General features: G+C 66.2%; 16 protein-coding genes. 7 read left to right on the top strand and 9 right to left on the bottom strand.

Annotated elements, in window-relative coordinates; genetic code table 11:
* Window positions 1–54 precede the first annotated feature (54 nt).
* Window positions 55–906 (top strand): helix-turn-helix transcriptional regulator, encoded by an 852-nt coding sequence (locus ACGFNP_RS28750; RefSeq protein WP_219529548.1) that lies wholly within the window; start codon window positions 55–57, stop codon window positions 904–906.
* A gap of 73 nt (window positions 907–979) precedes the next feature.
* Window positions 980–1,243: a hypothetical protein gene (locus ACGFNP_RS28745; protein ID WP_393324200.1), complete on the top strand. Its 264-nt coding sequence runs from the start codon at window positions 980–982 to the stop codon at window positions 1,241–1,243.
* Window positions 1,244–1,278: 35 nt separating this feature from the next.
* Here ACGFNP_RS28745 and ACGFNP_RS28740 read toward each other — a convergent pair whose 3' ends face one another.
* The 4 genes from ACGFNP_RS28740 to ACGFNP_RS28725 all read right to left on the bottom strand — a co-directional run bounded on the left by ACGFNP_RS28740 (window position 1,279) and on the right by ACGFNP_RS28725 (window position 4,659).
* Entirely contained in the window at window positions 1,279–1,896 is a 618-nt protein-coding gene (locus ACGFNP_RS28740; protein WP_393324197.1) for a TetR/AcrR family transcriptional regulator, read from the bottom strand.
* Window positions 1,897–1,915: 19 nt separating this feature from the next.
* Complete coding sequence (locus ACGFNP_RS28735) at window positions 1,916–2,872, bottom strand: ABC transporter substrate-binding protein (protein ID WP_393324194.1); 957 nt, start codon at window positions 2,870–2,872, stop codon at window positions 1,916–1,918.
* A gap of 10 nt (window positions 2,873–2,882) precedes the next feature.
* Complete coding sequence (locus tag ACGFNP_RS28730) at window positions 2,883–3,830, bottom strand: ABC transporter permease (protein WP_358315651.1); 948 nt, start codon at window positions 3,828–3,830, stop codon at window positions 2,883–2,885.
* A 61-nt stretch (window positions 3,831–3,891) separates the two neighbouring features.
* Complete coding sequence (locus ACGFNP_RS28725; protein ID WP_393324192.1) at window positions 3,892–4,659, bottom strand: ATP-binding cassette domain-containing protein; 768 nt, start codon at window positions 4,657–4,659, stop codon at window positions 3,892–3,894.
* 101 nt (window positions 4,660–4,760) lie between these two features.
* Here ACGFNP_RS28725 and ACGFNP_RS28720 point away from each other — a divergent pair, with 101 nt between their 5' ends.
* The 3 genes from ACGFNP_RS28720 to ACGFNP_RS28710 are packed head-to-tail and all read left to right on the top strand — an operon-like array spanning window position 4,761 to window position 7,560.
* Window positions 4,761–5,858, top strand: coding sequence for a hypothetical protein (locus ACGFNP_RS28720; protein ID WP_393324189.1), 1,098 nt, complete (start codon window positions 4,761–4,763; stop codon window positions 5,856–5,858).
* Entirely contained in the window at window positions 5,855–7,174 is a 1,320-nt protein-coding gene (locus ACGFNP_RS28715) for a hypothetical protein (RefSeq protein ID WP_393324187.1), read from the top strand. The genes ACGFNP_RS28720 and ACGFNP_RS28715 overlap by 4 nt, the downstream gene beginning before the upstream one ends.
* Window positions 7,171–7,560, top strand: coding sequence for a hypothetical protein (locus ACGFNP_RS28710; protein ID WP_393324184.1), 390 nt, complete (start codon window positions 7,171–7,173; stop codon window positions 7,558–7,560). Before ACGFNP_RS28715 ends, ACGFNP_RS28710 begins: the two co-directional genes overlap by 4 nt.
* A 125-nt stretch (window positions 7,561–7,685) precedes the next feature.
* Here ACGFNP_RS28710 and ACGFNP_RS28705 read toward each other — a convergent pair whose 3' ends face one another.
* Window positions 7,686–8,219 (bottom strand): ATP-binding protein, encoded by a 534-nt coding sequence (locus ACGFNP_RS28705; RefSeq protein ID WP_393324181.1) that lies wholly within the window; start codon window positions 8,217–8,219, stop codon window positions 7,686–7,688.
* A 108-nt stretch (window positions 8,220–8,327) separates the two neighbouring features.
* Window positions 8,328–8,720 (bottom strand): hypothetical protein, encoded by a 393-nt coding sequence (locus tag ACGFNP_RS28700; protein ID WP_393324178.1) that lies wholly within the window; start codon window positions 8,718–8,720, stop codon window positions 8,328–8,330.
* A 150-nt stretch (window positions 8,721–8,870) separates the two neighbouring features.
* Here ACGFNP_RS28700 and ACGFNP_RS28695 point away from each other — a divergent pair, with 150 nt between their 5' ends.
* Window positions 8,871–9,692 (top strand): helix-turn-helix domain-containing protein, encoded by an 822-nt coding sequence (locus ACGFNP_RS28695; protein ID WP_393324176.1) that lies wholly within the window; start codon window positions 8,871–8,873, stop codon window positions 9,690–9,692.
* Window positions 9,679–9,900, top strand: coding sequence for a DUF397 domain-containing protein (locus ACGFNP_RS28690; protein WP_393324173.1), 222 nt, complete (start codon window positions 9,679–9,681; stop codon window positions 9,898–9,900). Before ACGFNP_RS28695 ends, ACGFNP_RS28690 begins: the two co-directional genes overlap by 14 nt.
* A 430-nt stretch (window positions 9,901–10,330) precedes the next feature.
* Here the strand turns inward: ACGFNP_RS28690 and ACGFNP_RS28685 are convergent, their stop codons facing one another.
* From ACGFNP_RS28685 to ACGFNP_RS28675, 3 genes are all read right to left on the bottom strand, one after another.
* Window positions 10,331–10,546 carry a hypothetical protein gene (locus ACGFNP_RS28685; RefSeq protein WP_393324170.1) on the bottom strand — a complete coding sequence of 72 codons (216 nt, stop codon included), beginning with the start codon at window positions 10,544–10,546 and terminating at the stop codon, window positions 10,331–10,333.
* A gap of 290 nt (window positions 10,547–10,836) precedes the next feature.
* Window positions 10,837–11,334 (bottom strand): hypothetical protein, encoded by a 498-nt coding sequence (locus ACGFNP_RS28680; protein ID WP_393324167.1) that lies wholly within the window; start codon window positions 11,332–11,334, stop codon window positions 10,837–10,839.
* Between the two features lie 32 nt (window positions 11,335–11,366).
* The gene (locus ACGFNP_RS28675) at window positions 11,367–19,232 is read right to left on the bottom strand and encodes an RHS repeat-associated core domain-containing protein (protein WP_393324164.1); all 7,866 of its coding nucleotides are present in this window, start codon (window positions 19,230–19,232) and stop codon (window positions 11,367–11,369) included.
* Window positions 19,233–19,658: the final 426 nt, after the last annotated feature.

Genomic DNA, 19,658 nt, shown 5'->3' with positions numbered 1-19,658 from the left:
ACAATTGCAAACCGGGTCTGGCATGATCCACGCAACCCCGTCTAGCCTCATGCGGTGACGTCGTTTCAGCAGGCGCGCATCGACCTCGGCAGCCAGCTACGCCAGCTGCGCGAGACCGCTCACCTTTCGGGCAAAGAGCTGGCCGAAAGGCTGCGATGGCAGCCGTCGAAGGTGTCGCGCCTGGAGAACGCCCGGCAGACCGCCACAGAGGACGACGTGGTCGTCTGGGCGGCCGCCGTGAACGCGCCTCCGGACACGGCGGACGACCTGATCAGGCAGTCCATCGCGCTGCTGGAGCGGCACGACGACTGGAAGCAGCGGCACCGCAGCGGCCTGGCCGCGCTCCAGGAGGACATCCGGGACCTGGAGGCGCGCACCAAGCTCTTCCGGGTGTTCGAGCCGTCGATCGTGATCGGGCTGCTACAGACCTCCGAGTACGCCCGGCACGTGTTCCGCAAGGTCAAGCGCCTCTACAGCGCCGCCGACCAGATCGACGCGGCGGTCCGGGTACGGATGCAGCGCCAGGAGATCCTCTATGACCGCAGCCGCACGTTCAGGTTCGTGGTGACGGAGTCGGCGCTGCGCACCCGGATCGCCCCGCTCGACGTCATGCACGGCCAGCTCGACCGGCTGCTGGCGGTCAGCACGCTGCCGAACGTGGAGTTCGGGGTGATCCCGTTCACCACCGAGATCCCCTCGTCGCCGATCAACGGGTTCTGGATCTACAACGAGGCCATGATCGGCCTGGCCACCATGACGAAGGACCTGGTGCTGCGGGACCCCGACGACATCGCCTTCTACGTGCGGGCTTTCGAGGACTACGCCAAGTGCGCGGAGTTCGACGAGGGCGGCCGGGACGTCATCATCAGCATTCTTGACGATTATCGAAAACAATCCTCACATTAACCGCCGCAATTGCTTGCCTCCCGCCACAAGATCGTGCAATTCTGTCGCGGAGACGTTGCGGAGGTGACGGATGATGCTTGATACCGCGCTCAACCTTGAGCAGTTCGCTTGGTACGCGGGACGTCACGCCGACCTGGCGGTACAGAATCTCGCTCTTTCCAGCGACCCCGCCTATGTGTCGGTGCGCAACCGCTTCTCCGCGACCCTGGCCGAGACCGTCACCCTCTCCGAGAGTGGAAGTTTCATCACCTCGTGGGGCTACCGGCTCGGCACGACGGACGACGTCGAAGGCGCCGCCGCGCGCCTTGCCTTCCTCCTGGCCGCGCTGCCGGCCTAGGCGCTTTTTTTAGGCCACCCGGGAAAGCGCCTTCCCTATGCGAAGGCCGTCGGCTCGATGCCGGCTTCTCTGGCCGCCGCCGTACGCGCGTGGTCCAGCAGGCGCGCGCGGGTCAGCACCTCCGGATGGAGGGTGTAGCGGATGATCAGGCCGTCCAGCATGGCGTCGATGCGTTCGGCCGAGGCCGCCGGGTCCGCGCAGCTGAACTCGCCCGACTCCGTGCCCTCGGCGAGAACCTGGGTCAGGGCCGCCAGCCAGGCCGATTCGAGGTCCAGCATGATCTCGCTGACCGTCGGCTCGCGCAGGGCGGTGTTCCAGGCGTCGATCCACAGGAGCCAGCTCTGGTCGGAGCGGGACTCGGGGATGTAGTAGCGCAGGACCCGGTCCAGACGGTCGATCGCGGTGCCGGGGCCGGCCGCCAGCTCCGCCAGGCGGGCGCCCTCGATGTCGAGGGTGGCCCGCAGCATGGCGGTGATCAGCTCTTCCTTGGTGGCGAAGTGATAGTGGATCAGGCCGCCGCTGACGTTGATGGACTTGGCGATGTCGGCGATCCGGGTGTTGGCCAGGCCGCGCTCCAGGACCACCTTGCGGGTGGCCTCCAGGAGCTCCGCCCTGCGCTGGTCAGCCTGCTCGGCCCGGCTCGTACTCCGCACCGGGCCAGCCTATCGGCCTTCAGCAGCCTGCCTTGTAGAGCACCTTCTGGATCTCGGGGCTGTTCAGGTTCTGCTTGGTGACGATCGTGGAGTCGGTCGGGATCGAGGCGGTGACCTGCTGGCCCTTCACCGCGGCGACGGCCTGCTCGACGCCCTTCGCGCCGATCTCGCCAGGCAGTTGGGCGATGAGGGCCGACACGACCCCGTCCTGGAGCTGCTTGACCTGTGCGGGGCCGGCGTCGAAGCCGACCATCTTCACCTTGTCCAGCTTGCCCGCCTGCTGGAGCGCGGAGCCGGCGCCGGTGGCCGAGTTGAGGTTGGTGGCGAAGATCCCGGCCAGGTCCGGGTCCTTGGCCAGCGCCGCGTTGACGATCTTGGAGGCTTCGCTGACGTCGTTGTGCGAGTACTGGACGCCCAGGTAGGAGATCCCCGGGTGGTTCGCCTTGATCTCCTCCTCGAAGCCCTTGATCCGGGCGTCCACCGAGCTGACGCCCGGGTCGGTGGAGATGACCAGCGCCTTGCCCTTGTCGCCGATCTGCTCGGCCAGCGCCTTCGCGGCGGCGGCGCCGCCCTTGACGTTGTCGCTGCTGATCCTGGACAGGCCGATGCTCGGGTCCTCGACCACCGTGTCCACCAGAATGATCTTGATGTCCTGCTGCTTGGCCTGGGTGAGCGGCGCGATGAGAGCCTTCACGTCGGTCGGCGCGATCAGTATGGCGCTGGGCTTGCCGGCGATGACCGAGTTGACGATCGGCGTCTGCAGCGTCGGGTCGAACTTCTGCGGCCCCTGTACGTCGAGCTGCACGCCCAGCTCCTTGGCCTTGGCCTTGGCCCCGCACGCCATGGTCTCGTAGAACTCCTCCCCCGCCAGGCCCTGGATGAGCGTTATCTTGATGGGCTCACTCTGGGTTGTCGTCCCACCACCACAGGCCGCGACGGTGAACAACAGCGTCGCGAGTGCCAAAGCCTTGCGCATGGTCGTCTCCTTACTGGTCGCGCCTGCCGCGCTGCCACTGGTCGACATAGACGGCGGCGACGAGCACGGCGCCCACCACCACCTGCTGCCAGAACGGCCGCACCCCGAGAATCTGGAACCCGTTCTGCAGCACCACCGGGATGAACACCCCGATGACGGTTCCGACCACGGTCCCGACGCCGCCGAACAGCGAGGTGCCGCCGATCACCACGGCCGCGATGGCCTGCAGGTTGTCGGTGGAGTGGGCGGAGACGCCGGTGATCCCGTACTTGGCGAGCGACAGGTATCCGGCCAGGCCCGCCAGCAGCCCCGCCAGGCCGTACACCCTGATCAGATGCCTGTTCACGGCCACGCCGCCGCGGCGGGCAGCCTCGGCGTTGGAGCCGATCGCGTACGTGTGGCGGCCGAAGCGGGTGCGCGCCAGCGCGACGGCGAGCACGGCGGTGATCGCGGCGCAGATCCACGCGATCTGCGGCACGCCGAGCCAGCGCGCCAGCCCCAGGCCGAGGTTGAGATCGCCGGGTGCGCGCAGGTCCACGCCGCCCGTCAGCAGCAGCGCGCCGCCGAGCGACATGCCCAGCGTGCCGAGCGTCACGATCAGCGCCGGGATGCGGCCCTTGGCGACCAGGACGCCGTTCAGCAGGCCCCAGACCAGACCGGTCAGTACGGCGGTCGCCGCGCCAAGCAGGAGCGAGCCGGTGGCCTCCATGATCTTCGTCGCGGCCACGGCCGAGAACACCAGCACCCCGCCGACCGACAGGTCGATGCCCGCCGTGATGATCACGTACGTCATGCCGGTGGCCAGGAGCAGCAGGATGGCGGCGTCGCTGACCAGGTTCAGCAGGTTGAAGGAGGTGGCGAAGCTGCCCGGCCGCAGCACCGAGAAGGTCACCAGCAGCACGGCCAGCACGGCGGCGATCCACACCACCTGCCGGTCCCGCAGCCGTACCCGGTCCATGGCGCTCACCTGCTGGTCCCCAGCCGCGCCTGGTCGCCCGCCTCTACCCGCTCCACGGCGCTCACCTGCCGTTCTCGTGCTCGATCGCGCCGGTCATGGCGCCGACCAGGTCCTCCATGGACACCCTTGCCGTGTCGAACCTGGCCACCCGGCGCCCCAGCCGCAACACCTCTACCCGGTCCGAGACGGCCTTCACGTCCTGCATGTTGTGGCTGATCAGCACAACGGCCACGCCCGAGTCGCGGACGCCACGGATGAGGTCGAGCACCCGCTGGGTCTGCAGGACGCCCAGCGCGGCGGTCGGCTCGTCCATGAACACCACCCGCCGGGCCCAGGTCACCGCGCGCGCCACCGCCACACCCTGCCGTTGCCCGCCCGACAGCGTGGAGACGGGCGCGACCTGTGACTTGAGCTGGACACCGAGCCGTTCACAGGCCTCCTTGGTACGGCCGCGCATGGCGGCGTTGTCGAGCCAGCCGAGCCGGCCGAGCAGGCCCGGTTTGAGCAGTTCCCTGCCGAGGAAGAAGTTGCCCGCCGGGCTCAGGTCCGGGCAGAGCGCGAGGTCCTGGTAGACGGTCTCGATCCCGGCACTCCTGGCCTCCTCGACGGACCCGAACGCGACCGGCTCGCCGTCCAAGGCGATCTCCCCCGAGTCCGGCCGTTCAGTGCCTGAGAGGATCTTCGCCAGCGTGGACTTGCCCGCTCCGTTGTCACCGATCAGCGCCACGACCTCGCCGGGTGACAGAGTGAAGTCCGCGCCGCGCAGCGCCTCGACCTGGCCGTAGCTCTTGACGATCTCCCGGGCTTCGAGCAGTGGTGCCGACGACATAGGACTATCAAGCGCTTGGGTTGACATCGTTGTCAATCCCCGATCTTCGCGACTCCCAGCGATGTCTGCCAAGATTTGATCTAGAAGAGAGGAGCCTCGACATGGCTATGGCCAACGCCGGAATACGGCGATTACTCGCGGACTCGGGGGAGCAGCGCGGGTGGGTGTCACCCAGAACGGACCTGGTCACCGCCCTGCTGGGGGTCTGGTTCGGCATCGGTTTGATGATCGACGCCTGGGCGCACACGAACCTGACGCAGCTGGAGACGTTCTTCACGCCGTGGCACGCGGCGTTCTATTCGGGGTTCGCCGCGGTCGCCGGCTGGATCATCTGGCAGGTGTGGCGTAACACCCGGACCGGCCGCCAGGGAGTGGCGGCGGTGCCCATGGGCTATCTGGCCGGGCTGCTCGCGATACCCGCGTTCGCCGTCTTCGGTCTCTTCGACCTGATGTGGCACACCTTCCTCGGCATCGAGACCACCATCGACATCCTGTTCAGCCCCTCGCACCTCGGGCTGATCGTGACGATGATGCTTATCATCACCACTCCGCTCCGCTCCGCGTGGAACGCCCCCGACCTGGGCCCGCGGCCCACGCTCGGCCGGCTGCTCCCGGCGCTGGTCGGGCTGGCGTTCGCGACCACGTTGGTGTCGCTGTTCCTGGGGTACGCCGACGCGCTGCAGTGGAGCGGGCCGGGCATCGTCGACGCTTTCTCCTCCGTGGAGGGCACGCGTGCCGATCGGATCGCCAGTGCCATGGTCATCAGCAACGTTGTCACGCTCGCTCCTGTGCTGCTGCTGGCGCGTCGGTGGAGTCTGCCGTTCGGCAGCGTGACCATTCTGCATGCGGTGGGCATTCTGATGTCGGGCGCGCAGACCGCGTTCGGGAACCTGTCGATTCTACTGACGTTCGTGGCGGCGGGGCTTGTGAGTGACCTGCTGATCCGGTGGCTGCGGCCCTCGGGTGGGCGGCGGGGGGCTTACTGGGGGTTCGCTGGGTTGTCGGGGTTCCTCACGTGGTCGATGTACATGGGGGCCGCGTCGGTGGCGGCCGGTAGGCTGCCCACTGTCCCCGAGTTGTGGACCGGGGCGCCGATTGTGGCTGGGCTGATCGGCCTGGCGCTGGGAGCGCTGTTCCTGCCGAACGCGGTCACCGCCGAGCCGGTTCCGACCAGCGCGGCCGACGCCGAGCGGGCATGATCCGAGTCCTCCGGGTCCTCTGTCTCGCCGCCGTCCTGATGCTGGCGGGCGCCGCTCCGGCCGCCGCGCACAATGTCTCAGCCGGAGCGGATCTGCGGATCGCCCAGACGATCGCGGGCACGGAGCTCACGATCGTGATCAAGGGGACCAAGCGGGTGCCCGGGCCGTTGCAGATCGGTGTCATCGCCTTCCAACCGGTGACCGACCTGCCGGTCGACCTGGAGGTCCGCTCGGTCGCGGACGGCCGTACGGTGACGGGCATCGCGCGGGCGGCGCGGGACCCTCAGTACATCCAGCTCAAAGTAGACACAACCGGTCCGCACGAGCTCACGCTGCGGGCCGGGAACGAGGTCGCCGTACTGCCGTTCCGCGTCCTGGTGGACCGCGGGTCGGCGGGAGAGCTGCTGATCTACGGTGGCCTGCTCGTGGCGGCCCTGCTGATGGTGGGCGGCCTGCTCACCGGGGCACTGACCCGACCTGGTCCGGCGATGCTGCTGGCCGGCGGCACCGCGATCGGGTTGACAGTAGCCGCCATGGCCGTCATCTTCGAGCCGATGCTCCCCTCCGCCCCACCCGACGGCGCCGCGCCCACGGTGGCGCCGACTGTGGCAACGAGTGCGGGGACGGCGGCCGGGGCGCTGACCGGCGGGCGCCCGTTCGCGCAGGGCCGGGTGGTGACGGCTCCGGCTCGCCCAGCCTCCGGAGCGGAGTTCACGCTGCGGTTCGACCTCATCGACGGATCCACCGGGCGGCCCGTGGACGATCTCGTCCTCCACCACGAGGGCCTCGCCCACGTGATCGTGACCAGCGAGGACGGGCGCTACTTCCGCCACGTACATCCGCTGCGCACGGCGCCAGGGCGGTTGGAGGTAAAGATGCAAGCCGACCGGCCCGGCCGGTATCTGGCATATGCCGAGCTGGAGCGTGAGGATTCCGGCGGACAGCTCGTCACCGGAGAGTTCCGCGTCGGCGGCGACCCTGTCGCGTCTGTTGTGGCCGAGGCGCCCGCTGATGCTGCCCCGCCGCTCCTACGACCCGCCGCTCCCGTCGCGGGCCGCCCGACGACGATCGAACTCGGCACGTCGGGCACCGTGCGTCCCTGGCTGGGCATGACCGGCCATCTGATCGTTCGCAGCCAGGACGGCGCCTTCCTCGGCCATGTACACGAGATGGGCTCCCCCGGCCCCCGTCTGCACTTCACCTTCAGCTTTCCGGCCGCGGGCCGGTACTTCGCCTGGGCCCAGTACGCAACGGGCGACCGCATCGTGACCGTGCCCTTCACTGTCGACGTCACGGCATCGGAGAGCCCGTCGTGAGGCGGGCAGCCGTGGCCGTCGCGGTCCTCGCGGTGGCGGTGGCGGCGTTCCTCATCGTGGGCGGAAGCTCGGCCCCCGACCCGCTCCGTCAGACCATCACGGGAACGCGCTACACCGGCACCGTCTCGATTGACCGGCCGACCACGGGGCGCGTCACGGTGGACGTACGGCTGACTTCGGGCGACCCGGACGGCGTGGCCGTGTCCGCGGTGATGCCCGCGATGGGCCACGCTATGCCTGAAACACCCGCCCGCGAACCGGAGCCCGGCCACTTCGTCGCCGAGGGCGAGCTGTTCCCGATGACCGGCGTCTGGGAGCTCTCGATCCGGCTGAACGGGCCCGGGGGCGAGGAGACGCTGACCATGAACGCGCCGATCACTGGCTGATCGGCGCGTGATCGGCAAGCAGGGCGCGAGGTCCTGATAGACGGTCTAGATTCCGGCGCTCCTGGCCTTCTCGTCGGACCCGAACACGACCGGCTCGGGGCATGTCCTCTTCTGCCGCCGGACTCTTACGTGGAATCTGGTGGCGGGGATGCGGGTTCCAGACTGCGGCTGAACCAGATGGTCTTCCCCATACCGCAGAGGGCCGATTCGTACCGCCATTCGTCCGTGAGAGCAGCCACGATCGACAGACCCCGGCCATGGTCTGAGTCGTGCCGGACCGTGAGACATCGAGGTCGTCCGGCGCCCTGGTCGTAGACGTGCCCGGTCACCGCCTCGGGGGTTAGGCCCAAGCACAGCCTGATCGGAGGGGCTCCGTGGATCAGCGCATTGGTGACCAACTCGCTGATGACCAGGGTGATGTCGTCGATCAGGTCGTGCTGATTCCACGAAGTGAGGGTGTCGCGGACCAGATCGCGAGCCTGCCCGATGATGGCTGGATCATCAGGCAGGTCCCAGTGCAGGACCTGCTCGACATGCACGGGGCTCGCCATCAGGCCGCCCGGAGACCACATCGGCGGTTGGTGGAGGTGCTTGGGTGCGGCATCTGACGTGCGGAAAGACCTACGGAAGCGCTTGAGGAAGCTGAGCGTGAACGCCATGAGCACGTACCGTTCAGTATCGGTGACTGTGAATGGGGCGCTGGTAGCCCCCGTCAGGCATGCGGGCACCACGGGGACATCCGCGTGCCCAACGGGGCTTGCCAGCGTTTATGGGCGCGGGTTGCGGGCGAGGTAGGCGGCTCCGCGCCATATCTCCCTGCCGGTTGCGGGTAGCAACTCGGCCAAAGGGCGACTGCCCAGTTCGTGGTAGTGGGCGGCGAGCCGTTCCGCCGCGGCCTGCACAGTAACGGCGTACGTCCATAGCGGCGCCGGGCGCTCACGGGCGTTGGGGACGAGCCACCAGAGCCGGGCCCCGTCGGTGTGGACCAGCAGGCCGATGTAGATCGAGATGATGACCTCGTCGCCTTGTAGTGGCAGAGCGAACGAAGGGATGTTGTGCTGCCGAGCAAGGGGCTGGATGAGCTCGGCGGCGCATTCCTCCGCGAGCGAGGAAGTCGGCTGCGCGCCCACAGATTGGACGGTGGGCTTGTGGGTGTTCACGTTCTCACCTCGCTCTCCGGGTGGGTTGGCTCTCACCAGAATGACGATTGCGAACGGAGAGTGACATCAGAATCACCCCACAGTCACATCACACTCTTTGTAGGCTTGCTGCGTAGCGGATCGATCGCGGAGAGTCACGATCGGAGGTCTATGTCCAGATCAGGGGAGATTGACCCGGACGAGAGCCCGCGGGCCGCGTTCGCCTACCTACTTCGGCGGCTCCGCACCTCGGGCGGGCTGACCCAACGCGATCTGGCCGACCGGCTCGGCTACTCCGAAAGCCAGATCGGCATGGTCGAGCAGGGTCGGCGCCGCCCGACGCAGCATCTCGCGGACCTCCTCGATACCGAGTTCGGCGTAGAGGAATTCGGCCAGCTGTACGTCCGTACGACCTGGGCCGGCAGCCCCGAGCATTTCCGCGCCTGGCTCGATGAGGAGCAGGAGGCCACAGCGCTACGCAGCTGGGAGCCGATGCTGGTAACCGGACTCCTGCAAACCGAGGCATACGCCCGCGCACTGTTCGCCGCCGAACCCGGAATCACCCCCAAGGAGGTGGACGAACGCACCGAAGCCCGCATGCAACGCCAGAGAGTCTTGACCAGGGACAAGCCGCCGACAGTCACCGCCATCATGGACGAAGGAGTCCTGCGCAGGCCCGTCGGAGGCACGGAGGTGATGCGAGACCAGCTAGCCCACATCCTGAAACTGGCTCAACATCGCCAGATCTCCGTACAGGTCGTGCCGTACAACGCCGGAGCATACGCGGGGCTGCTCGGCGGGCTGATCATCGCCGAGCGACACGGGACACCATCGACGGTGTACGTGGAGTCGCAACCACACGGCCGAGCGTATGAGGATCGGGCCATTATCTCCGGCGTTCTGCGGCGTTACGATTGCGTCCGCTCAGAGGCCTATCCGCACCATCTATCGTTGAACATCATCAAGGACGTGATGACGCATGGCCCACAGTGACACCCCGGACCTTCAGCACGCCGAATGGCGAAAGAGCAGCCACAGCGGCGGGGACGGCGGCAACTGCGTAGAAGTCGCTACCAACCTGCCCGGAGTGATCGCCGTCCGCAACTCCCGGCACCGCTCCGACCAACCGTTGATCTTCACCCTCTCGGAGTGGACCGCCTTCCTCTCAGGCGTCAACGACGGCGAATTCGACATCGCCTGATCGAACGCTGCAGGCGACGGGGAACCTGGACTCCAGGTTCCTCGACCGCCGGCTCCGCCCCAATTCGCGTGCGGTCAGAGGGATGGAGCTTGAAGATCACTCTTGGGGCTTGCCTGCCTGCGGGGCACCACGGTCCCGTCCAGGCAGGTGGCACCAATGATGAAGTCGGCGATCAGTTACCTGCCGTACGCTCACCTCAACCACTACGAACGCGCGCACTGGACCGTGGAAAATCGTCTCCACTGGGTCCGCGACGTCACCTTCCGCGAGGACCATTCCCCAGGTCAGGACCGGTGCCGTACCCCGAGTCCTGGCCAGCTTCCGCAACCTGGTCATCAGCACCATGCGCCTGGCAGACCGCGCCAACATCGCCCATGTCCGCCGTGACCTGCTCGATCACAATGCCGCCTCCGCCGTCTACAACATCTGATCAACGTGCCGGAACTCGACAAATCGAATCAACGCCGGGGCCCTGAGCTCGGCGGTGCTCAAGAAACGTGTACCAAAGCTCCTTGCGATCCCTGCTGCCGCTCGGCATGAACTCCTTGATCACCTTGGCGGCGGCGACGCTCAGCCACCCAAGGAGAACCGTGACGGCGAGGATCCCGCTCAACCAGAGCGGGATGTCCGGCCCAACATCGATCACTGCGTGCGCCCTTCCTTTTGGTCCAAAAGGGCAAGACAGATGATGCCAGGCTACGGCGCTCCTCAATCGCGGCACACCAGCCAGCCCTACCCTCGGAAGAAACGAGGAAGAGCCCTCTTACTGACGAACGAGCGAAAGCGCTAGAAGCGCATCAAGCGTGGCAGGCGCAGGCGCCGCAAGAGTGGAGAAGAAGGCCCAAGCTGTTATGACCCGCCGGCACGGCATTGAGGTCGCCACCAAGGTGACGCGATGCGAGACCCCTGTAGCCTCTTTTCGTGAGCACACTTTGCTCAGCAATAGAGTCGCGCCCGCGCCTTGAACTCGCCGTCAGTCAGAAGGACATTCTTGTCACGGTCGGGCAGATAATCCTGGATCAAAATTCTGTCGAGCGGAACATCCTTCTTCACCTTGGTCGTGAAATCAACAGATCTGAACATGGCATTAGTTTTCGAGGAATAGGCGGCAACCCTATACTTCACCCCGTCCTCGAACTTCAGGTTTCCTTCCCGGAGAGACCACCCGGCGGGTATCTCCTCCAAGTTCAGGGAGGCGCTGCCGCCGGTCAGCGACGGCGCCTTGATGTCTGCCTGGTCCTGCAGTTCGCCAGCAGTGTCGTAACGGTAGACCTGCACGCCGTCCGGGGCGCTCCCAGCACACCAGGACGTCACCATCACGAGCTGCCCGTTGGCAGTCACGGTGACCCCGGTCGCGCCCATCTGCGCCGGGCTTCCGTAGCCACAGGCCACCACCAGGAAGCTGAGCGCCAGAAAGGTTATGGTCCTCTTCATGCTATGGATCCTCGCGACAGCGTTACGGTATGTCAACAGCGGTACTGGCCGTCACCCAGGCCCGCTTCTATTTCAAAGCGGTTCTTGCATGCGTCGAATCCGGCGGCCGCATAGAGAATGGGAAAGGCGAACCAGTATCCGGTTTGATTGGCATAGTAGTACCACTGGTCGCGATGAATCTTCTCGTGTTTGGCAAGGTCCGCATCGATGTCCTTTGACCATAGCCTGGTGACGAATACACCGGCGATCGTATAACCGCTACGCCCGTTCGGGATATACTTATCCGGCATCCCAGTACACATCAACATCCCCCGATGTGTGCCGCAATTTCCCTTTACCGAATCAGCCCAGGCTATGACGTCGCGTTCCACTTCCCTGAGGTTGCTATTGGCGAACATAGCGGCGACGATGTTATTGGGTATGTAAGGGTAGAGCTTACGGAAGGCTTTTACTCCGATCTCGATCGCCTTGGCACCGAGATCTTTGATGAATTGGACGGCAGCCCCTACTCCGTTCTGCATGCTGTTGAATACGCCCTTGAGCCATTCGGGGATTCCTGCCCTTTTCGCCGTCAAATCCCCCGCAGCCGGGCCGGACACTATGTATTGGTCGAGGTCGCCAGCTGCCAGCATTGCCAGTCCTGCAAGGGTTTGATATTCATGAGCGGACTCGAAGTAAGGCACGTAGAGCTCCAGGAAGTAGTCTTGTGCTTCCTTCGACATCTTCCAATAAGGCACGCCCTTCTCGACTGGCCTGCCGTTATGCATGACCTTCCAGCCCAGCCTCGCAAGTTCGTCGTCACCGAACCAGAATTTCTTCTCCTTCTCCAGTTCGATCATCCGGGCCCAGCTCGGATCGACCTCGGCACCTGCGCATCCCCAGATGTCGCAGGCGATGGCTCCTCCTGAGTAGTTGCCGATGGAGCCGCAGCTGCCGATGCACAGTCCGCTTCCTGTGCCGCCTCCTCCAATCATCATGCCGTGCTGGGCGTAGTAGTCGACGGCTGTTTGGTAGTCGATGCCTGGCGTGTAGGGGGAGTTCCAGGTGCCGCCGACCGCGTCGCCGGAGATGATGATGCTTTCGTGGCCGGTGGGGTCGATGCCGGTCATTGGTGAGGCATTGGCGTAGGTGTAGCGGTTGGCCTGAACGGAGGGGCTGGGGTTGAGGGTGGCGGTGTCGCGGCTGGGGAAGGCTCCGGTGCCGGGTTGGTACCAGCGAGCGTGCATGTTGACCTTGCCGGTGTCCGGATCGGTGTATTCGCCCTGGTAGCCGATGGTGGTCTTGACGCCGGTTTGGGCAGTGACGGTGCCGAACGGGTCGTATGCGGTGGTAGTGGCCAGCGCGGTGGTGTTGTAGGTGGCAACTAGGTCGCCGTGCAGGTCGGTCAGTGTGGCCAGGGCGGGGTTGGTGCCTTCTTGCTGGCCGAGGAGCGTGCCTCCTGCGTCGCGGCCGTACTTGGCCTGGATGGCGCCGCTGCTGTCGGTGAGGGCGGCCAGGTCGTTGCTCAGTCCGGCGTAGGCGAAATTCTGCTTGGCCGCGCCTTTGATGCGGGAGGTGACGCGGTCGAGGGCGTCGTAGCTGTACAGCGAGTCGCCGTCGGCGATGAGGCGGTCGAAGGCGTCGAAGGTGTAGTTGGTGGTGGCGCCGGCTTTGGTTTCCGTGGCCAGGGTGCCGCGTGGGGTGTAGGTGTAGGTGGTGCCGTCGCCGGTGGTGAGGCGGTTGCGTTCGTCGTAGGTGTAGGTCTTGGTGCCGGCCTTGGTGCGGTTTCCGGACTTGTCCCACTCGTAGGCTGTGGTGGCGCCACCCGAGGCGGTCCAGGACGTCAGCCTGCCGGCGTGGTCGTAGCCGTAGGTGTTGGTGCCGGCTCCGGCCAGGCCTGCGGTGGTCTTGGTGGTGAGGTTGTCGTCCTTGTCCCAGCCGTAGGTGATCTTGGCGAGTTGGGTGCCGGTGCTGGTGCCCTTGCGCAGGGTCTGGGATTCGGGGCGGTTCAGGTAGTCGTAGGTGAAGATCTGGGTGTCGACCGTGGTGGTCCCGGTGGTGGCGGTCAGCGAGGACAGGTTGTCGGCCGCGTCGTAGCCGTAGGTGAGTTTGCGGCCGGTGACCGGGTCGGTGGCGGTTGCGGGCCGGTTGTTGGCGTCCCAGGTGAAGGTGGCGGTGCCGGCGGCGTCCATGCGCTGGGTGGGGTTGCCGAGGCCGTCGTAGGCGTAGCCGGTCAGCTGGGTCGTGCCGCGCTTGATCGACAAGGGCAGGGTGCGGTCGTTGTAGTCGACGGTCAGGTCGCCGATGGTGGTGGGCCGGTCGGCCAAGTCGTAGCCGAAGGTGCGCTCCGCAGTGGCGGCACCGCCGCCCGCGCCGGTTTCCTTGGTGAGCCGTCCGAGGTGGTCGAAGGTGCGGTCGACGCGCACCCCGCCGGGCTGGATGACGGTGGTGGGGTTGCCGGCCGCGTCATAGCCGGTGGTCCAGGTGCGGTCGGCGGCGGCCGGGTGGGCGGTGCTGGCCGGTTCGGTGACCGTTTCGGCTAATGCGAGGCTGTTGTAGGTGGTCCAGGTGGCGTTGCCGCGGCCGTCGGTGAGGCGGGTGCGGGCGCCGGTGGCGTCGTAGCCGAAGCTGGTGGTGATCGAGTCGGTGGCCGAGATCGGCTCGATCAGTGAGGTGAGGTGGTTGAGCGCGTCGAAGGTCTGCCGGGTGGTGTGGCCCTCGCCGGAGGTGACGCTGGTCTGGTTACCGGCCGGGTCGTAGCCGACGCCGGTGGTGCGCCGGATGGTCGAGCCTTCCAGGTCCTGGGTGCCGATCTTGCGGCCGGCCAGGTCGTACTCGGCGGTGGTGGAGTTGCCTCGCCCATCGGCGCTCTTGATCAGGCGGCCGGCCAGGTCGTACTTCATCGTGGTGGTGATCGCCGTGGCCGTGCCCTGCGCGACGATCTGCGTCTCGACCTCCCCGGCGGCGTTCGGCGAGTAGTCGATGGTCTTGTTGCCGGGGGCGACCGTCTTGGTGAGGAAGCCAGCCTGGCTGTAGAACAGGTTGGTGGTGTAAGCGGCCGCGGCAGGCTTGCGTTCGATCTGCGTCTGGGTGACCTGGCGACCCAGGTCGTCGTAGGTGGCCTCACTGCGGGCGCCGGTCGGGTCGACGGTGGCCAGCTTCTCCCCGGCCATGTCGTACTCGATGATCGAGCGGCCTGGGGTCTGGCCGTCCGGGGCAGGGTCGGTGATGCGGACCTGGCGGCCGAGCTTGTCGTACTCAGACATCGTGACGTAGCCGCGCGGGTCGGTGGTGGTGATCAGCTGACCGGCCGTGTCGTAGCCATATGCGGTCGTGGGGGTGAGGGCGGTGCCGCCGGGCGGGGTGTAGCTGGGGGCTCTCTGGCTGGTCAGTCGGCCGGCCTTGTCGAAGACCGAAGTGACCGTCCGGCCCTCGGCATCCGCCTCGTGGGTCTTGGCGCCGAGCGTGTTGTAGCCGTAGTGGGCGGTGGGGTGGGCGTCGCTGGAGGTGCCGGCCTTGTCCACCTTGATCTGCGGGCCGCTTGCCTCGATGAGGCGGCCGAGCGGGTCGTAGCGCATGGTGGTGGTGAAGTCAGCCGCATTCGCGCCGGAGGCATTACCGCGCGGGTCGGTGCCGGCGACGGCCAGGCCGCGATCGTCGTAGGTGGTGGTGGAGACCAGGTCCTGATCACCGTTCTCCACCGTGGTCTTGGTGACCTGGTTGACCTTGTTGTAGGCGTACTCGGTGATCTCAGCGCGGCTGGAACCGGCACCAGTGCGAGTCGTCTTGAGCACGTTGCCGTTGGCGTCGTAGACGAAGGCCGTCTTGCGGGCCAGGGCGGTGGGATCGAAGATCTTCGAGGTCAGCCGACCGGCGGCGTCATAGACATAGTCGGTGGTAATGGCCTTGTCCCCGCCGGTGACCAGCTTGATCTCATTGCCCGCCGCGTCGTAGGTGTGATCCTCCAGCACCACATCCTGCGTAGTACTCGTGGAGTCGTTCAGCTTGACGTCGTCGGCGATCTTCTGGTCCAGCAGGTTGTCCTTGAAGTACGTGAACGTGGTCTTGCGACCCATGGCGTCGATTCGCCAGTCCATCCGTCCGCCCGCGTCGTAGTGGAACGACTCCAGCACCACGTCCTTGGCCGCCTGCGGGTTGACCGGGCTGCCGGTCCAGCCCTTCAACGTGCGCGAGGCCAACTGGCCGCGCTCACTGTAACCGTAGTCGACCACCGCACCCCGGGCATCAGTCACCGTGGCCAAGTGGCCCAAGGTGTTCCAGCTCTGCCGGACGACACCGCCCCCAGGGTCGGTGACCGTCTCAACTTGCCCTTGGTTGTCGTAGGTGTAGACGGTCAAGCGTTCGGCATCCCCGCCGGTCAGGTCGGCGATCGTCTCGCTCAGCTTGTTGCCGTCCGGATCGTAGGCGTACGTGACGCGCTTGGTGTGCGTGACCCCGGAGACCTCGTTCTTCACGCCAGGCTCGGTCTGTGTCTTCGGCCGGCCGGCCTCGTCGTAGGTGAAAGTGGTCTTCACGCCATCGGGATAAGCCTGCGATATCTCCGACTTTTCACGTAAGCGGCCCAGCGCGTCATAACTCAGCTTGACCAGTAACCCCGCCGGATCCGTCTGCTCGGCCAGATCTCCGGCTGCGCTGTAGCGGTAGGTCCAGGTGCTGCCGCGACCGTCAGTCTGTGATGCGATCAGGCCCGCCGGAGTGCTGCCGCCGCCGACCGCCGGCTCGCTGCCGTCGGTGTAGGAGACACTGGTCGAGCGGCCGTCAGGGAAGTCGGGCGTCTTCGGGGTCGTCTCTTTGACCTGTTCGCCGTACTGGTTGTACTCCGCGGCGGTGGTGTAGGTGTCGTCGGTTGCGCGCAACGTGCGCGCGTCACGATAGGTGAGTTGGCGGCCGTTGCGCGGGTCGAACTCGTCGTTCTTGTTCAGGTAATACGTGGCATAGTCCCGCTGACAGTCATCCGCCTTGCGGCAGGATTCGCTGCTGATCGGGTTGCCGCGTTCGTCGTTGTAGAGCCGGAAGTCGTTCCCGTTACGATCAGTGGTCTTGGCCAGGAAGCCGCCGGTGTCGTATTGGTACGTGGTGACCTTGCCGAGTTGGTCGGTCACCGAGATGGGACGGTAGTCACGGTCACCCTCGTTGACATAGGTCAAGGTGCCGTTTCGCGGGTCGGTGACGGCGGCGGTTGTCGCCACGATGTCCTCGTCGCCTCTGGCGGTCGCGCTGTACTGCAGGCTGCCCAGCTTCCAGGTGCCGCCGTGGTGGTCGGTGTGCGTCTGCAGGCGGCCGCCGTCGGCGTCGTAGGTGTTGATCGACCAGACTCGCCCGGACGGCAGGGTGGCCTTGGTCAGTTGCGGCTGCGCCAGCCGGGCCGCGAAGTGGGTTCGGACCTCGGCCAGGCCGAGTGGCTTGCCGTAGATCGCGACCTCGTCGATGTCACCCGCGAATGGGAAGGCTCCGCTGGTGGTGACGGTCGATGGCCAGGAGGTGGAGGCGTATCCGTAGCCGATTTGCGCATCGGTTCGGTCGAGATTGGTGATGGTGCCGTCGAGGGTGCCAACGGTTTGCCCGTCGAGGTAGAGGGTCTGGGTGTTCTCCGCTCCCGACAGCACGACGTGATGCCACGTGTCGTCGTTGACGATGGTGGCAGAGGTGATCGGGTTGGCTGTGCCAGTGTTGAACTGGCCGCGGAGTTTTCCGTCCTTGCCCACATAGATGGCGGGGATGGCAGCGCCAGCCGGGAAAGTGTCGTAGCCGATCACGGTGCCGGAGGCCGTGGTCTTGAACCAAGCCTCGAGTGCGAGAAAACCGCCGTTGCGGCTGATCGCAGCATGCGGTAAACGCACGTAGGCGGAGTTCGAGGCGCCCTTGAAGCGCATCGCCTTATTACTGGTCCCGGCAAGGGCGCCAGCGACGCCGATGGTGGCATCAAAGGTATCGCCGTCGAGTATGGCTTCGTTCGGGTCGACGTCCCATTCGGCAGAGTCTGCGATCTTGGAGCCCAATGCTACTTGTGTATCGCCCAGACGCCAGTAGCCGGTCGGCTTGGTGTCCACCGCTACGGTGCGATAACGCGAGCCTGCGGTGTAGGCGTAGGTGGTGCACTGCGTCCCGGCGTTTGGCGGGCACACCGCGGTGAGCGTGTCGCCCTCGTAGCTGTAGGTCCACGTCAGCGTCTTCCCGTCGACCGGGTCGGTGGACACGCTGGTGACATGGTTGCCCGTCCAGACCAACGTCAGCGACCGGCCGCCCGCCGTCGCAGTGATCTTCGCGAGTTTTCCATCGGTGCCGTAGGCCAACTGCTGCCCCCGGTTGCGGGCATCACTGATCTTGGTCAGGCGGCCCTGGGCATCGAACCAGAAAGAGGTGGACGCCTGATCCATCAGCCGCCAGCCGCCGCCCGCGACGGTGGCCAGCTTGGCCAGCACACCCAGTGGAGCCGCGTAACTGCCATCTCCCTTGGCGGCGAACCGGTGCTGGCGTCCATTGGGATAGGTGACCAGGACCGTCTTGGTTTGCGGTTCGTCCTGGATCCGCGTGTCCCATTGCGTCGTCCATCCCGCACCGAACGGGGCGTCGGCGCGCGGGTCAAGGCTGTTGTAGGTCCGGGTGATCGACAGCGGCGGCCCTGCGGTGGCCACCGAAGCGTCGGTGACCGTCTGGGTGTAGTTGCCGTTCACGTGGTTGAACTCGCGTCCGTCGGTGCCGGAAGCCAGCAGCGCGTTAATCGTCCCCTGTCCCGGGGTGACCGTGAAGGTCCGCCACGGCGAGATCTCCTTCTCACCGCTGGCGGCAGCTTGCACCTGCCACCAGTAGGTGCCGCCCCACTTCAGCTTCCCGGCGGGTACCTTCCAGCCGTTGGACGCTCCCCACTGGTCCGAGCTCTCGCACCACTTCCAGTTGCCCGGCGTCCCTTCACAAACCTGGAACCAGTACGTGACCTGCGCCGACTCATCGCCGGGCGTGGCAGAAGCGGACAACGTCGGCGTCAAAGAGCCGGCCTGTGAGTTGTCGACCGGCGAGGCCCAGTCCACTGTCACCGGCGCGACCTTCAAGGATTGCCACTCCGACCACGGTCCGGCCACGGAATCCGTCGACGCCGCCCATCCCTGCATACGCCACTGCACCGACCAGCCATTGGACAGCTTGCCGTCAGGCATGAGGATCGAGATAGGCGAGCCAGAGGAAGTCGTGGCGGCAGTGCCCTCGGAGTAGATCAATCCCGTCCCCTGGGATGGGGCGCCCGGATCATGCCGCACTTCCAGATTGACGCCAACATTACGCTTATCCGGATCCGTAACCACCGCCGTCAGCAGCGGCCTCAACGACGACGTGATCCACGTCTTCGCCGCCAGCCTTCCCGGGGACGGGGACAATGACGACACCGACGGTTTCGACCGGTCAACCCGCAGTGACTGCCATGCCGACCAAACACCATACGTGCCCGACGCCCTCGGGCGAACGCGCCACTGCACCGACCAGCCGTCGGACAGTTTCCCCTGGGGGACATCCACCGATACTTGCGAGCCCGAAGAGGAGAAGGACCCGGTGTCAGTCGACCAGATGAGCCCCGACCCCTGCGACGGCACAGCCGGATCGTGCTGAACCTCCACCAACAGACCGACCGTGCTACCGCCCGGATCCGTCACAACCGCCGACAGCGACGGCTGCAGCGACGACGTCACCCAACCGTTCGCCGACAACGTCCCCGGAGTCACCCACAGTGACGATGCCACCGGCGTGGACGCATTGGGAGCGAAGGTCACTGCCGCATGCGACTCCTGACCAGGCAGCATCCCCTCCAACACCCGCTTGTCCGCCCTGCCTTCACGGTCAGGAAGCGGCGGCGGAGTCCTCAAACCCTTCTCAGCCGGGCCGGCTGACAGCACATGACGCTTCTCCAACGGAAGGGCACCCTTAGGCGGCTTCGAATCACGCTTCCGCCTCTCGGCCGACCTCTCGACCACCCGGGAGGGCACCTGCGCCGCCGTGCCGAAGCCCGCGCCGTACTGCTGCTGGGGAGTGAGCAACGGCCGCTGAGCCACAGTCTCAGCTACCGATGCCACTGCCGAGCCACCCGGCCCAACGGGAAGCAACAACAGCCCTGGCAACAGGGTCACAGCAAGAACCGCTACCAACCATCTACGAACAACCGAAAGCACGCCAAACAGGCTGCGGCGCATACGCCGTCACACTCCGAACCACGCGGGGCGCCTCGCGACGCCGGACGAAGCTCCACCCACCCAGCACGAACCCGAAGGCTCCCGACACGTGCGGCTCGGAGCATGATCCCAAACGGACTGAGCGTAAGCTGCACATAAAACGGACAC

Source organism: Nonomuraea sp. NPDC049269 (assembly GCF_043197155.1).
Classification (GTDB): domain Bacteria; phylum Actinomycetota; class Actinomycetes; order Streptosporangiales; family Streptosporangiaceae; genus Nonomuraea.
Note: the sequence above shows the minus strand (reverse complement) of the source record. Positions and strands in the feature narration are given on the sequence as shown.

Coding starts and splice junctions, on each gene's coding strand:
- ACGFNP_RS28695 (WP_393324176.1), top strand. CDS start 8,871: ATGTCCAGATCAGGGGAGATTGACCCGGACGAGAGCCCGCGGGCCGCG.
- ACGFNP_RS28680 (WP_393324167.1), bottom strand. CDS start 11,334: ATGAAGAGGACCATAACCTTTCTGGCGCTCAGCTTCCTGGTGGTGGCC.
- ACGFNP_RS28705 (WP_393324181.1), bottom strand. CDS start 8,219: ATGGCGTTCACGCTCAGCTTCCTCAAGCGCTTCCGTAGGTCTTTCCGC.
- ACGFNP_RS28690 (WP_393324173.1), top strand. CDS start 9,679: ATGGCCCACAGTGACACCCCGGACCTTCAGCACGCCGAATGGCGAAAG.
- ACGFNP_RS28730 (WP_358315651.1), bottom strand. CDS start 3,830: ATGGACCGGGTACGGCTGCGGGACCGGCAGGTGGTGTGGATCGCCGCC.
- ACGFNP_RS28725 (WP_393324192.1), bottom strand. CDS start 4,659: ATGTCGTCGGCACCACTGCTCGAAGCCCGGGAGATCGTCAAGAGCTAC.
- ACGFNP_RS28735 (WP_393324194.1), bottom strand. CDS start 2,872: ATGCGCAAGGCTTTGGCACTCGCGACGCTGTTGTTCACCGTCGCGGCC.
- ACGFNP_RS28715 (WP_393324187.1), top strand. CDS start 5,855: ATGATCCGAGTCCTCCGGGTCCTCTGTCTCGCCGCCGTCCTGATGCTG.
- ACGFNP_RS28745 (WP_393324200.1), top strand. CDS start 980: ATGCTTGATACCGCGCTCAACCTTGAGCAGTTCGCTTGGTACGCGGGA.
- ACGFNP_RS28720 (WP_393324189.1), top strand. CDS start 4,761: ATGGCTATGGCCAACGCCGGAATACGGCGATTACTCGCGGACTCGGGG.